13 protein-coding genes are annotated in these 12,296 nt (G+C 73.9%); 6 read left to right on the top strand and 7 right to left on the bottom strand.

Going from position 1 to position 12,296, the window contains the following annotated elements:
- The first annotated feature begins 145 nt into the window (after window positions 1–145).
- Together E1283_RS20860 and argF are read left to right on the top strand one after the other, a co-directional pair.
- A complete protein-coding gene (locus E1283_RS20860) occupies window positions 146–826 on the top strand; it encodes a response regulator (RefSeq protein WP_132819627.1) in 681 nt (226 codons plus the stop codon).
- A gap of 113 nt (window positions 827–939) precedes the next feature.
- Window positions 940–1,947: an ornithine carbamoyltransferase gene (gene argF, locus E1283_RS20855; RefSeq protein ID WP_132819626.1), complete on the top strand. Its 1,008-nt coding sequence runs from the start codon at window positions 940–942 to the stop codon at window positions 1,945–1,947.
- Window positions 1,948–1,950: 3 nt separating this feature from the next.
- On the opposite strand, the gene E1283_RS20850 is transcribed toward argF, so the two are convergent.
- The 4 genes from E1283_RS20850 to E1283_RS20835 form a co-directional block, all read right to left on the bottom strand.
- Window positions 1,951–2,397 (bottom strand): O-methyltransferase, encoded by a 447-nt coding sequence (locus E1283_RS20850; protein ID WP_243744982.1) that lies wholly within the window; start codon window positions 2,395–2,397, stop codon window positions 1,951–1,953.
- Between the two features lie 168 nt (window positions 2,398–2,565).
- A complete protein-coding gene (locus tag E1283_RS20845) occupies window positions 2,566–3,252 on the bottom strand; it encodes a response regulator transcription factor (RefSeq protein ID WP_165956195.1) in 687 nt (228 codons plus the stop codon).
- Complete coding sequence (locus E1283_RS20840) at window positions 3,231–4,448, bottom strand: sensor histidine kinase (protein WP_132819625.1); 1,218 nt, start codon at window positions 4,446–4,448, stop codon at window positions 3,231–3,233. Before E1283_RS20840 ends, E1283_RS20845 begins: the two co-directional genes overlap by 22 nt.
- Complete coding sequence (locus E1283_RS20835; RefSeq protein ID WP_132819624.1) at window positions 4,445–5,140, bottom strand: YqeB family protein; 696 nt, start codon at window positions 5,138–5,140, stop codon at window positions 4,445–4,447. The genes E1283_RS20840 and E1283_RS20835 overlap by 4 nt, the downstream gene beginning before the upstream one ends.
- A 275-nt stretch (window positions 5,141–5,415) precedes the next feature.
- Between E1283_RS20835 and E1283_RS20830 the strand changes: the two genes are divergently transcribed.
- The 4 genes from E1283_RS20830 to E1283_RS20815 all read left to right on the top strand — a co-directional run bounded on the left by E1283_RS20830 (window position 5,416) and on the right by E1283_RS20815 (window position 9,025).
- Window positions 5,416–6,399: a Bug family tripartite tricarboxylate transporter substrate binding protein gene (locus E1283_RS20830; protein ID WP_132819623.1), complete on the top strand. Its 984-nt coding sequence runs from the start codon at window positions 5,416–5,418 to the stop codon at window positions 6,397–6,399.
- Window positions 6,396–6,929, top strand: a complete 534-nt coding sequence (locus E1283_RS20825) for a tripartite tricarboxylate transporter TctB family protein (RefSeq protein WP_132819622.1) — start codon at window positions 6,396–6,398, stop codon at window positions 6,927–6,929. The genes E1283_RS20830 and E1283_RS20825 overlap by 4 nt, the downstream gene beginning before the upstream one ends.
- 4 nt (window positions 6,930–6,933) lie before the next feature.
- Window positions 6,934–8,439, top strand: coding sequence for a tripartite tricarboxylate transporter permease (locus E1283_RS20820; protein WP_132819621.1), 1,506 nt, complete (start codon window positions 6,934–6,936; stop codon window positions 8,437–8,439).
- Window positions 8,440–8,521: 82 nt separating this feature from the next.
- Window positions 8,522–9,025 carry a hypothetical protein gene (locus E1283_RS20815; RefSeq protein WP_132819620.1) on the top strand — a complete coding sequence of 168 codons (504 nt, stop codon included), beginning with the start codon at window positions 8,522–8,524 and terminating at the stop codon, window positions 9,023–9,025.
- Window positions 9,026–9,035: 10 nt separating this feature from the next.
- Here E1283_RS20815 and E1283_RS20810 read toward each other — a convergent pair whose 3' ends face one another.
- The 3 genes from E1283_RS20810 to E1283_RS20800 form a co-directional block, all read right to left on the bottom strand.
- Window positions 9,036–9,998 carry a carbon-nitrogen hydrolase family protein gene (locus E1283_RS20810; RefSeq protein WP_132819619.1) on the bottom strand — a complete coding sequence of 321 codons (963 nt, stop codon included), beginning with the start codon at window positions 9,996–9,998 and terminating at the stop codon, window positions 9,036–9,038.
- A 422-nt stretch (window positions 9,999–10,420) separates the two neighbouring features.
- The gene (gene mmuM / locus E1283_RS20805) at window positions 10,421–11,317 is read right to left on the bottom strand and encodes a homocysteine S-methyltransferase (protein WP_425086208.1); all 897 of its coding nucleotides are present in this window, start codon (window positions 11,315–11,317) and stop codon (window positions 10,421–10,423) included.
- On the bottom strand, window positions 11,314–12,237 hold the full coding sequence (locus tag E1283_RS20800; protein WP_132819618.1) for an LLM class F420-dependent oxidoreductase: 924 nt from the start codon (window positions 12,235–12,237) through the stop codon (window positions 11,314–11,316). Before E1283_RS20800 ends, mmuM begins: the two co-directional genes overlap by 4 nt.
- Window positions 12,238–12,296: the final 59 nt, after the last annotated feature.

Genomic DNA, 12,296 nt, shown 5'->3' with positions numbered 1-12,296 from the left:
CTGCGGGAGCGGGTGACGGCGCTGGGCGGCAGCATGACGGCGGGCCCGGCGGCGGGCGGCGGGTTCCGGGTGAGCTGTACGGTTCCGGTGAGGTAGCCGGGCGACGGCCGTGCGCGGCCGCGAGGTCAGGGAGTGGTCAGGCGTCATGACCGATGGGGGCGGCCGGGTCGTCCGGGTGGTGATCGCGGACGACGAGCGGGTGGTCCGCGACGGGGTGCGGATGATGCTGGAGACCCAGCCCGACCTCACCGTGGTGGGCACGGCGGGGGACGGCGAGCACGCGCTGCGGCTCTGCGCCGAGCTGCGGCCCGACGTGCTGATGCTGGACGTGCGGATGCCGGGGCTCGACGGGCTCGCGGTGTTGGGCGAGCTGGGGCGGCGGGGACGGCTCGGCCCCGGCGGGGTACGGGTGTTGATGCTGACGACCTTCGACCTGGAGGAGTACGTGGCGGAGGCGTTGGCGGCGGGCGCCAGCGGTTTCCTGTTGAAGAGCTCGTCGTACGAGGAGCTGACCGCCGGGGTGCGGGCGACGGCCGCCGGGGACGGCGTGTTGAGCCCGCGGGTGGCCGGGCGGATCATCCGGGAGTACGCGGCGGCGCGACGGGCCGAGCGGCCGGATCCGGGGGCCGAGGCGCGGGTGGCCGAGCTGACGCCTCGGGAGCGGGACGTGCTGCGGCTGATCGGCGAGGGGCTGTCCAACGGGGAGATCGCCGGGCGGCTCACGGTCTCGGCGCATACGGTGAAGTCGCATGTGAGCCGGCTGCTGGCGAAGACGGGCTGCCGGGATCGCGCCCAGGCCGCCGTGCTGGCCCGACGGTTGGACTGAGCCGGGCGCTCCGGTGACGGAGCTCACGGATTGCCATCGCATAACCATGAAGCCCGATGTATATACTTCCAGCTCTTCTCGAACACGATTTTGACGACCGATGGAGTCATCCCATGGCGACAGATCTCACGGGCCGCCACCTGCTGCGCGAGCTGGACCTCACCCCGGACGAGTTCGGGGGGCTGCTCGACCTGGCGGCACAGCTCAAGGCAGCCCGCCGGGAAGGCACCGAGGAGCGCCGGCTCACCGGTCGGCGGATCGCGCTGATCTTCGAGAAGAGCTCCACCAGGACCCGCTGCGCCTTCGAGGTGGCGGCCTTCGACCAAGGCGCCCACACCACCTACCTCGACCCGTCCGGCTCGCACATCGGCTACAAGGAGTCACCGAAGGACACCGGCCGGGTCCTCGGCCGGATGTTCGACGCCATCCAGTACCGGGGCAGCGCCCAGCGGACCGTCGAGGAGCTGGCCGAGCACGCCGGCGTCCCGGTCTACAACGGGCTGACCGACGACTGGCACCCGACGCAGATGCTGGCCGACACGCTGACCATGGTCGAGCACGGCGGCGGCCGGCCGCTGGCCGAGCTCGCCTTCGCCTACCTCGGCGACGCCCGCAACAACATGGGCAACTCCTATCTGGTCACCGGCGCCCTGCTCGGCATGGACGTGCGGATCGTGGCGCCGCGCGGGCTCTGGCCGGCCGAGCCGGTGCGGGCCGAGGCCGCCGCCCTGGCGGCCCGCACCGGCGCCCGGATCACCCTCACCGAGGACGTCGAGGAGGGCGTGCGCGGCGCGGACTTCGTGGCCACCGACGTGTGGGTGTCGCTCGGCGAGCCCAAGGAGGTCTGGGACGAGCGGATCGCCCTGCTGCGGCCCTACGCGGTAACGACGGAGGTGCTGCGGGCCACCGGCAACCCGTCCGTCCGGTTCCTGCACTGCCTGCCCGCCTTCCACGACCTGGGCACCGAGGTCGGCCGCGAGGTGCACGCCCGGCACGGCCTCGACTCGCTCGAGGTCACCGACGAGGTCTTCGAGTCGGCCCACTCGGTGGTCTTCGACCAGGCCGAGAACCGGATGCACAGCATCAAGGCCCTGCTGGTCGCCACCCTGGCCGGCGCCTGACCGTCAGCCCGCCCTGACCCCGACGACGCTGCTCAGATCCGGAGCCAACCGCAACTCCACGGCGCGCAGCGCCGGATGGCCGAGCCAGTGGGCGCGGGCCGGATCGGGCCCGGCCCGCCCGGGGGTGAAGTCGTCGATCACCACCGCGCCACCGGGCGCCAGCAGCGCCTCGGGGTCGGCCGGCTCCTCCCCCGGCGCCTTGCCGCCCCCGCCGCCGTCGAGCACCAGCAGGTCGAACGGCGCGTGGCCGGCTATCTCCCGCCAGTCGCCGCACAGCACGGTGACCCGCCCGTCACCGGCGAAGAGACGGGCCGCCGCCTCGGCGCGCCCGGGGTCACGCTCCACACTGACCAGCCGCGCACCGGGCGGGGCGGCCGAGGCCAGCCAGGCCAGGCCCACCCCGCAGCCGGTGCCGGTCTCGCCGATCGCCCCGGCCGCGCCGCCGGCCAACGCCGCGAGGAGCCGGCCCTGTTCCGGCCGACTGGGGGCACCTCCCGGCGTTAGCCGGGGGACTGTGCGCGAACCCCTGGGCGCGCGCCAGCCGGACGGCGGCCGCCACCAGGGGCGGCAGCCGCTCCGCCGTGTCGTACGCCGCGGTGCCCGCCTGGGACATGGGCCTCACTCCCCCGCCTCGTGGACCAGGATCGCCACTTGGACCCGGTTGCCACAGTCCAACTTGCCCAGGATCCGCGAGACATAGGTCTTCACGGTGGCCACGCTCATGAACAGCTCGCCGCCGATCTCCGCGTTCGACTTGCCCTCGCCGATGGCGCGGGCCACGTCCCGCTCCCGGTCGCTGAGCGCGGCCAGCGAACCCCGGGCCCGGTCCGCCCTGCGGCGCCGCTCGTCGTCCTGGTCGGTCCTGACCACGTGGTCGATAAGCCGGGTGGTGACGGCCGGCGACAGCATGGACTCGCCGCCGGCCGCCCCACGCACCGCCCGCAGGAAGTCCGTCGGCGGGACGTCCTTCAGCAGGAAGCCGTTGGCCCCGGCGCGCAACGCCCGCAGCACGTACTCGTCGGTGTTGAAGGTGGTGAGCACGATGATCGCCGGGCCCGGCTCCCCGGGGGCTCCGGCGCGGAGCGCCTCGGTGGCGGCGAGCCCGTCCATCCTGGGCATCCGGATGTCCATCAGCACCACGTCGGGCCTGAGCCGCCGCGCGGCCTCCACGGCCTCGGCGCCGTCCACCGCCTCGCCGACCACCTCGATGCCCGGATCGGCGCCCAGTATCAGCGAGACACCCGCCCGCACCAGCGCGTCGTCGTCGGCGATCAGGACCCGGATCAGGTCGGCCACGGCAGCCATGCCTCCAGTCGGAAATCGATCGCGCCGGCCTCGCCGCGGCGCGCCCCGTAGTCGATGCGCCCGCCCGCCAGCGACACGCGCTCGCTCAGCCCGACGAGGCCGGACCGCGCGCCGGGCAGCGCCGGCCTGGCCTGGCCTGTCGTCAGCGGGTTGTCCACCCTGACGTGCAGCTCCCCCTCGCCGGTGCGGTCGAGCAGCACCCTGGCCCCGTGCCCCGGGGCGTGCTTGCGGGCGTTGGTCAGCCCCTCCTGCACCACCCGGTAGGCGGTGCGGCCGACGGACGCCGGCAGCGAGCCGGCCGCCTCCGGCAGCCGGTCGACCAGGGCGACCGAGGCGCCGGCCGCCCGGGACTCGCCGACCAGCTCCGCGATGTCCGCCACCCCCGGCTGGGGCCGGGTGGCGGGCGGCGGCTGGGCCCCCTCGGCCACCGCCTCCCCCGACCGCAGCACGCCCAGGATCTCCCGCAGGTCCTCCAGGGCCTGGTGCGCGCTCGACCTGATGGTGCCGGCGACGTGCGCGACCTCGTCGGGACGCATGTCGGGCCGGATCTCCAGGGCGCCGGCGTGCAGGCTGACCAGGGTGATGCGGTGGGCCAGCGCGTCGTGCATCTCGCGGGCGATGTGCTCCCGCTCCCGGCCACGGATCCGGTCCGCCCGCAGCGCCGCCTCGGCCTCGGCGCGCTCGGCGCGCTCGCGCAGCGAGCCCACCAGCTCGCGCCGCGCCCGCACCACCATGCCCCAGGCCACGAACGGCACGCTGATCAGGATCGTGAGCACCACGGCGAACGTGGCGAGACCGACGCCGCCGTAGCCGCCGGCGGACAGCTCCGGATCCGGCCGGAGCACGGCGTACGGGACGCTGCCCGCCGCGTGCGCCGCGGTCAGCGCGACCGCGAACCGCCAGGGGCGGTGCACCGCGAGGCTGAACATCGACACCAGCACGGCACCGAACGCCATCTCGGTGTACATGCCCACCGGCAGGATCAACAGCGCCACCAGCAGCGGCCGCTCCCGCCGCCGCCACAGCGCCAGCGAGCCGGCCACCGAGAGCACGAGGCCCGAGACCAGGTAGGGGCGGGAGAAGCCCGGGTCGTCCCACGCGTCGAGCAGCATCGCGAACGTGCCGAGCAGCGACAGCGTGACGCACGTGAAGTCGACCAGCCGATCCCGCCGGGGCGAGCGCACCGCGGACCTCATGACCGCACCAGCGGGCGCCAGTACTGCCGGGTGGCCTCGTCCCGGACGGCGAATCCGAGCTTCTCCACCTCTTCGCGCAGCTCGGCTATGTCGGCCGACGCCTTCTTCTCCAGCGCCACCTCCCGGGCCTTCAACAGCGCGTTCACCGCGCCCGGCACCTCGGGGGTGCCCGGCACCCAGCGCCGGTACAGCTCGGCGTAGGGATCGGCCTCGGCCCAGGGATAGCCGTGGGCGGCGAAGGCCCGCGCCACGTCGGCCGGCTTCTCCTCGCTCGTGTCCCGCAGCAGTTGCCGGGACTCGCGGTCCAGGATCACCAGCCTCTTGCCGTCCATGAAGACCGCGTCGACGACGGCCCGGTCGATGCCCCACCGGGTGTCGTTCTTCTCCAGCTCGACCCGGGAGTCGGTGAGCGTGACCTTGAGGCTGGTGGCGAAGGCGACCACCACCAGGACGAGGCCGGCCAGCAGCCCGAGCCCGCCGAACGCCGAGCCGACCCAGCGGCCCTCGAACGAGGCCACCAGCTCGAAGGGACCCCGCATCGGCACCCAGGGCAGGCCCGTCAGCCAGTCGGCCAGTGAGGGGAGCAGCAGGCCGAGGCCGCCTCCCAGCAGGGGCGCGCCGATGAGCAGCACCAGCCGGTCGGCCAGGGGCAGCCAGAGCTGAGTGGTGGGTTCCTCGGCCTCGGTGGGCATCGTGCCGTTCCTCGCCCTCTCGTCGTCGCTGCGCCGCGTGCCACTCCGCGTGGCACACCACGACGCTAGGTCCTCGGTCACCCTCCGCAACAGTCATCCAAAGTCGGAAACCTTCGGCCGACCTGTCTCGCTCCGGCGCACCCCACCGTGAACTCAATGACCGAAAGGCGACTTAGTTCCGCAACCGAGCGCGGCGTAGACAGCTCCGTTTACGCGTAGGCAACATGTGGCGCCCTCATCTCCCGACCAGATGTTCGATGGAAAGGCGGCGTCCTGTGCGCCTGCGTGTTCTCCTGTCGCTGCTCTCGGCGACGCTGCTCGTGCTTCTGGTGCCTCCCCTGTTGAGCTCGGAGAGCTCGGCGGGCACCGGCACCAACATCCCGGGGCTGCGCTTCATGGTGCCCAACACCCCCGGCGGCGGCTACGACATCACCGCCCGCACCGCCGCCCGGGCCGCCGAGGACGCGGGTCTCACCGGCTCCATAGAGGTGTTCAACCTGCCGGGCGCCGGCGGCACCGTCGGCCTGAGCAGCCTGGTCTCCGACCACGGCAACGGCCGCGTCGCGATGTCCATGGGCCTGGGCGTGGTCGGCGCCGTGCACACCAACCAGACGTCCTCCACCCTGGCCGACACCACCCCGATCGCCCGGATCACCCAGGAGTCGGACATCGTCGTGGTCCCGGCCGACTCGCGCTACCAGTCCTTCGAGGAACTGCTCGCCGACTGGCAGGCCAACCCCGGCTCACTCCCGGTCGGCGGCGGCTCGTCGCCCGGCGGCCCCGACCACCTGGCGCCCATGTTGATGGCCCAGGCGGCCGGCATCGACCCGCGCTCCGTCAACTACGTCTCCTACGACGGCGGCGGCGAGCTGCTGGCCTCCGTGCTCGGCGGCCAGGTCGCGTTCGGCGTCTCCGGCGTCGGCGAGTACCGGGACCAGATCGAGGCCGGCGAGCTGCGGGTGCTCGCGGTGACCGGCCCGGAGCGCGTCGACGGCGTCGACGCGCCGACCCTGACCGAACTCGGCGTCGACGTCGAGTTCACCAACTGGCGCGGCATCGTGGCGCCGCCCGGCCTGACCGACGCGGAGCGCGAGCGGCTGATCAACCTGGTCACCGAGCTGCACGAGTCGCCCGAGTGGCAGGAGGCACTCGAGGTCAACGGCTGGACCGACGCCTTCGTCACCGGCGACGACTTCGGCGACTTCCTGGCCGCCGAGGACGAGCGGGTGGACGGAATCCTGAGGGAGCTCGGACTGTGAACGACACCACCACCAACACCGGGACCGGGCCGGGGCTGCGCGAGCGCCTCCGGGGCCGCTCCGAACTGGGCGTCTGCGTCCTGCTGTTCGCGCTGGGCCTGCTGGTGCTCGGCGACGTGCTCACCATGAACACCGACTTCGCACAGCGCGGCCCGGTCGGCCCCAAGACCGTCCCCACGGTCGTCGGCATCGCCCTGCTGGTCGTCGCGGTGCTGCTCGCCGTCGACGTGCTGCGCGGCGGCCGTGGCCAGGCCGAGGGCGGCGAGGACGTGGACCTGGACCGCTCGGGCGACTGGCGCACGGTCGGGCTGCTGGTCGGCGTCTTCCTGGCCAACGCCGCGCTGATCCAGCCGCTCGGCTTCCCGATCTCCGGCGCCCTGCTGTTCTGGGGATCCGCCTACGCCCTGGGCAGCCGGGCCTACGACCGCGACCCGCTGATCGCGGCCGGGCTCTCCGTCGTCACCTTCTTCGTCTTCGACACCCTGCTCGGCACCCCGCTGCCCGGCGGCCCGCTGATGGAAGTGCTGTAGCCCCATGGACTCACTGAACTCGCTCATCGAGGGCTTCGGTACCGCCCTCACCCCCACCCACCTGCTGTGGGCCGCGGTCGGCGTGCTGCTCGGCACCGCCATCGGCGTGCTGCCCGGCATCGGTCCCGCCATGGCGCTCGCGCTGCTGCTGCCGGTCACCTACGCGCTCGACCCGACGGCCGCGTTCATCATGTTCGCCAGCATCTACTACGGCGGCATGTTCGGCGGTTCGACCACCTCGATCCTGCTCAACACGCCGGGTGAGACCGCGGCCGTGGTGGCCGCCATCGAGGGCCATCCGATGGCCCGCGCCGGGCGCGGCTCCCAGGCCCTGGCCGCCGCCGCCATCGGCCACTTCACCGGCGGCATGATCGGCACCATCCTGCTGGTGGCGCTCGCCCCGTTCGTGGCCGAACTCGCCGTGGACATCGGCGCGGCCGACTACTTCGCCATCATGGTGCTGGCCTTCATCGCCGTCACCTCGGTGCTCGGCAGCTCCCGGATCCGGGGCTTCGCCTCGCTGCTGATCGGCCTCACCATCGGCCTGGTCGGCCTGGACCGGCTCACCGGCCAGCAGCGGCTCACCTTCGGGACGCTGGAGCTGGCGGACGGCATCGACGTCGTGATCGTGGCGGTCGGCCTGTTCGCCATCGGCGAGGCGCTGTACGTGGCGCTCTACCTGCGGCGGGGCACCCAGGAGCCGATCCCGGTCGGCCGCCCCTGGCTGGGCAGGGAGGACCTGCGCCGCACCTGGAAGCCGTGGCTGCGCGGCCCGCTGATCGGCTTCCCGTTCGGCGCCGTCCCGGCCGGTGGCGCGGAGATCCCCACCTTCCTCTCCTATGTGACGGAGAAGCGGCTCTCCAAGCACAAGGACGAGTTCGGCAAGGGCGCCATCGAGGGAGTGGCCGGCCCCGAGTCGACGGCCTCCGCCTCCGCCTCGGGCACCATCAGCGCCATGCTCACGCTCGGCCTGCCGACCACGGCCACCACGGCCGTGATGCTGGCCGCCTTCCAGACCTACGGCATCCAGCCGGGACCGCTGCTGTTCGAGCGGGAGTCCAGCCTGGTGTGGGCGCTGATCGCCTCGCTGTTCGTCGGCCTGGTGATGCTGCTCGCGCTCAACCTGCCGCTGGCGCCGCTCTGGGCCAAGCTGCTGCGGATCCCGCGCCAGTACCTGTACGCGGGCATCCTGTTCTTCGCCGCGGTGGGCGCCTACGCGGTGAGTTCGCAGCCGCTCGACCTGGTGATCCTGCTGGTGATCGGCCTGGTCGGGCTGTTGATGCGGCGGTTCGGGCTACCGGTGCTGCCGGCCGTGCTCGGCGTGATCCTCGGCCCCTCGGCGGAGCTCCAGCTGCGCCGGGCGCTGCAGATCAGCGACGGCAGCCTCAGCGGCCTGGTCAACTCCCCGTTCGCCGTGACGGTGTACGTCGTGGTCGGGCTGATCGTGCTCTGGCCGCTGCTGCGCCGGCTGCTGCTGCGCCGTGAGCGGGAGCGCACGCCGGTGGCGTGAGCCGGCGACACCCGGGCCGCCCCTCCGGCACCGCACGGTGCCGGAGGGGCGGCGGTGTCATGTCCGGCGGTACCGTGGACTCATGGGGGACACGAGCGGACAACCGGGGCCGATCGCCGGCGCGTTGCGGCGCGCGGCGCGGACCGTCGGCTGGTTGGCCCCGCTGGTCTTCGCGGTGGTGACGACGGCCGTACTGCTGCTCACCGACATCGGCGAGGACGGCGGGCACTCCAACGGGCCGCCCGAGCCGACCGCCACCCCGACGGCCGGCGCCACCATGCCGCCGGCGCCCACCGAGGACCCCGGCGGGGAGCCCGCTCCGCCGCCGGAGACCGACGCGGAGGAGGCCCAGGGGTCCTTGGGCGACAGCGGCGGGATGTTCGACGGCCTGGGCTCGGCCGCCGGGCTCGGCGCCGTCGCCGCCCTGGTCACGGCGCTCGGCACGGCGGCGTCCCGCGTCCTGGTGGCCATGGGGCAGTTCAGGCTCGCCAACGCTAACGCCGAGGCCATCCGCGCCGGCCGGCCGCCGGCCCCGGCCCCGGCCCCGGCTCCCGGTGAGGGGCCGGAGGCCGAAGGACCGCCCTGAGGGGCGCGGTTCAGCGCGGGAAGGTACGTCCTTCGCCGGTCTCCCTGACGAACGGTTCGGTGACCTCGGACGACGTCAGCGCCCCGTAACTGGCGGGCCGGCGGAAGGCGTTGCCCCAGGTCTCCCGGCTCCGGTACGCGCGCAGCGCGGCCAGGTCGAAGACCGCCGGGTAGACGCCCGCCGCCTCGCCCGCCTCCACCACCAGCATGTCCCGCGATCCGTCGGGGCCGAACGCCATGCCGTCGAAGGCGATCGAGTGTCCCCAGCCGGCGCCCGCGTAGTTGGCCATCGCCAGGGCCATCATGTTCTCGTAGGCACGGGTTCGGAACTGGTCGAGACGGTTCCGTTCCAGGTCGCAGGCGTTCGGGGTCAGCACGAGTTCGGCGCCGGCCAGCATCAACGCGCGGGCACTCTCCGGGAACTCGCGGTCGTAGCAGATCATCGCGCCCACCCGGACGTCGCCGGCGGCGGTGTCCAGGGTGGCCACGTCGAAGGAGTCGCCGGGCGTGAGGGCGGCCTCGGCGGCGTCGAACGCGCAGGTGTGCACCTTGGCGTGGGTCAGCGCCAGCTCGCCGTGCCGGTCGATCAGGAAGAGGGTGTTGCGGGGCGCGCCTGGCCACTCCTCGAAACAGGTGAGGGCGATGGCCATCCCCAACTCGGCGGCCAGCGCCCGGAAGTGGCCGACGTAGGCGGAGTCGGCCGCGACGGCCTCCCCGTGCCAGCCCTCGCCGCCCGCCGGAACGGTGACCGGCGGCCGGCCCGCCCACCCGTCCGGGTGCCGGTAGACGTTTCCCGCTCCCCGCTCGGGGAGCGGCACCCACCGGTAGCCGTTGCTCCACATCTCGGGGAAGAGCGCGATGTCGGCGCCCAGCGCCGCGGCCCGCCGGCAGGCGGCCTCGCCCGCCTCCAGGGTGGCCGCCGACTCCGATGCGGGGCGGTCGAGTTGGAGCAGGGCGACGGTCAGTGTGGTCATGAGGTGGTGTCCTTCCTTCGCTGGAGTGGTGGAGACGTCCTGCGTCGGAAGGGGCGGCGGGGCCCGCGAGCGGGGCCGGCGTCAAGGCATGGGCTCACCCTACGCGAAGGGCCGCCGCCGGGCGGCGCGGCCGAGAGCGGGGAGGCCCTTCGGATCGGCGCACGGCCCGGCGGCGGCCGGCGAGACCTCTGCCCTGCACCGCTGAGGTCCCGCCCGCTGAGGGCGAGTCTGCCGGAATCCCGGGGGAACGCCATGGGGCAGCGACGGGATTCGGTCGCGATGCGTGGCATGCCCATTACCAACCGTCAGGCGTCCTCCGGGGCGCCAGGCGGCCCCTGAGCCGCCGCCCCCGGTGACGGGCCGGGACGTCGGTGACGTCGGAATCCGCCGCAACACGGCCGGAATTCACAGATCGAACGGGATCAGCGGGGGTCACCGAGGACGGTGGCGAGCTCCGCGATCCGCTCCGGGCCGACCCGGCAGCAACCGCCGATCAGCCGCGCGCCGGCGTCCCGCCAGGCGAGGGCGGACGCGGCGGCCCACCGCGCGGTGCCCCGCCACCGGCGTCCGGCCGCGTCCCACTCCTCGCCGCTGTTGGGATAGGCGACGACCGGCTTGCCCGTGGTGGCCGCCGCGATCTCGACGGCGGGCGAAACCTCGTCCGGATCGCAGCAGTTGACGCCCACCGCCAGCACCCGGTCGTCGCCGGCCGCCAGCGCGAACGCGTCCGCGAGCGGCTGCCCGGCGCGCGTGCGCCCGCCCGCGACGGTGTACGAGAGCCAGACCGGGACGCCGCAGCCCTCGGCCGCCCGCAGCAGCGCCTCCGCCTCGACCGCGTCCGGCACCGTCTCCAGCGCCAGCAGGTCGGGGCCGGCGGCCGCCAACGCCTCGATCCGCGGCCGGTGGAACGCGACGAGCTCGGCGACGCTCAGGCCGTAACGGCCCCGGTACTCCGAGCCGTCCGCCAGCACCGCGCCGTAGGGCCCCACCGAACCGGCGACCAGGACACGCCGGCCGTCCGCCGCGGCGGCGTCGGCCGCCGCCCTGGCCAGCCGCACGCTGTCACCGAACAGCCGCCCGGCCGCGGCCCGTTCGACACCGCGCCGGGCGAAGCCCGCGAACGACGCCTGGTAGCTGGCGGTGATCAACACGTCGGCCCCGGCGCGGACATAGGCGGCGTGCGCCGCGCCGATCGCCGCCGGGTCCGCCACGAGCAGGCCCGCCGTCCACAGCTCGCCGCCCGCCCCGTGGCCCCGGGCGGCGAGCTCGTTCGAGAGCCCGCCGTCCAGCACCAGGGGCGACGACAGGTCGATCGTCACGCCAGTTGGGGCGCGACCTGGGAGGCGATCACCTCGAGGTGGTCGAGGTCGGACAGGTCGAGGATCTGGAGGTAGAACCGGGACGAGCCGGCCTCGGCGTAGCGGCCGATCTTCTCCACCACCTCGGCGGGCGTGCCGGCGAGGCCGTTCCGCCGGAGCTCGTCCACGTCCCGGCCGATGGCGGCGGCGCGGCGCGCCACCTCGACGTCGTCCCGGCCGACGCAGGCCACCAGCGCGTTGGAGTACACCAGGTCGTCCGGCTTGCGCCCGGCGTCCTCGGCGGCCCGCCGCACCCGCTCGAACTGCGCGGCGCTGTCCTCGGCGGAGGCGAACGGGATGTTGAACTCGTCCGCGTAGCGCGCCGCCAGGGCCGGCGTGCGCTGCTTGCCCATGCCGCCCACCAGGATCGGCACCCGGTCCTGGACGGGCTTCGGCAGCGCCGGCGAGTCGGCCAGCTGGTAGTAGGTGCCGTCGTACGAGAACGTCTCGCCCACCGGGGTGCCGAACAGCCCCGTGACGATGGCCAGCTGCTCTTCGAGGCGCGGGAACTTCTCCTGCGGGAACGGGATGCCGTACGCCGTGTGCTCGGCGGCGAACCACCCGGCGCCGAGGCCGAGTTCGACCCGCCCGCCGGACATCGCGTCGACCTGCGCCACCTGGATGGCCAGCACGCCGGGCAGCCGGAAGGTGGCGGCGGTCATCAGGGTGCCGAGCCGGATCCGGCTGGTCTCGCGGGCCAGCCCGGCCAGCGTCAGCCAGGCGTCGGTCGGCCCGGGCAGGCCGTCCGCGTCGCCCATCGTCAGGTAGTGGTCGGACCGGAAGAACGCGTCGAAGCCGAGCTCCTCGGTGGCCTTGGCGACGCTCAGCAGGGTGTCGTAGCTGGCGCCCTGCTGCGGTTCGGTGAAGATACGGAGGTCCATGCCGGCATTCTCCCCCTGGCGGGGGCGGCCGGTGTTCCCGGCCGAGGTTTCCCCCCACC

Source organism: Streptomyces hainanensis (assembly GCF_004348415.1).
GTDB lineage: Bacteria > Actinomycetota > Actinomycetes > Streptomycetales > Streptomycetaceae > Streptomyces > Streptomyces hainanensis.
Note: the sequence above shows the minus strand (reverse complement) of the source record. Positions and strands in the feature narration are given on the sequence as shown.